The 1,168-nt window shown below is 53.3% G+C and carries 2 protein-coding genes; both read left to right on the top strand.

From position 1 onward, the window contains the following. On the top strand, nt 1-306 hold a 306-nt coding region (tssD, locus tag LGZ98_RS23785; RefSeq protein ID WP_262978735.1), incomplete at its 5' end, for a type VI secretion system tube protein TssD. A 170-nt stretch (nt 307-476) separates the two neighbouring features. Beyond that, on the top strand, nt 477-1,168 hold a 692-nt coding region (locus LGZ98_RS23780; protein ID WP_315902012.1), incomplete at its 3' end, for a Clp protease N-terminal domain-containing protein.

Genomic DNA, 1,168 nt, shown 5'->3' with positions numbered 1-1,168 from the left:
AAAGAGGTCGATGCCTCGACCCCGTATCTGTATAAGGCGGTCACCAGCGGTCAGACCCTGAAATCGGCGGAAATCAAGTGGTACAAAATTGATGATGCCGGTCAGGAGAAAGAATATTTCAACACCAAACTGGATAACGTGAAGGTGGTGAAAGTGGCGCCGCTGATGCATGACATCAAAGATCCGGCCAAAGAGAAGCACAACCATCTGGAACGCGTTGAGTTCCGCTACGAAAAAATCACCTGGACTTACAAAGACGGCAACGTCATTCACTCCGATTCCTGGAGTGAACGTTCGACGGCGTAACGTCCGCTGTTTTTTTATTTTTTATCATTGATAGGCGGGTGGGGCCGTTGGCCCCGCCTGGGACAAAAACACCTGAAATCATGAAGCATCATGACCTTATGGGCCTCGGTATACGGCTATGGGCGGTAGCGTACCCGAAGCAACAGAGGAACAGGATGGAGAAAACTGTCATGGAAAATCCGTCAGCCATTTTACTTCGCCGGTTAAATCCCTATTGCGTACAGGCGCTGGATGCAGCGGCTGTACTTTGCCGGACACGGGCACAAAGTGAAATTACCGTAGAACACTGGTTGCTCAAGCTGCTTGAAATGGGGGAAGGCGATATTACCGTCATTGCCCGGCATTATCAGTGGGATATGAATACGTTGTGGCAGACACTCCTGGCTGCGCTGGATCGCCTGCCATACAACATCAATCATCAACGCCCACGGTTGTCAGACCGTCTGTGGCATTTATTACAGGTCGCCTGGGAAGTGGCTTCTCAGGACGCGGGCAATGAATTTATTCGCTCGGCGCATCTTTTGCAGGCACTGCGCGGTCAGCCGGACTGGTTGCATGCGCATGATGCCTGGCCGTTACTGAGCTTGAGCGTGACGCAACTGCAACGCTTGCGCCCGCTGTTGGATCGCCACTCAGACGAGTGCCCGGAGAAGCAGGTCACGACGCGTTTGACTGAGGCAGGATCGGCTGTCGACCTGGCGGAGACCGCCGCAGATAACCCCATGCCCAATCCTCACGTGTTATCCCCGGCTTTGCAAAGCGTATTGGATAAATTCACGCTGGATATCACCGCCCGCGCCGCTGAAGGCGGCATTGATCCGGTCTTTGGCCGTGATAATGACATTCGCCAGATGATCGACAT

Origin of the sequence: Photorhabdus kayaii (genome assembly GCF_025384895.1) — a bacterium.
In the GTDB taxonomy this organism is placed as follows: Bacteria; Pseudomonadota; Gammaproteobacteria; order Enterobacterales; family Enterobacteriaceae; genus Photorhabdus; species Photorhabdus kayaii.
This window is presented reverse-complemented; position numbering and strand designations above follow the sequence as displayed.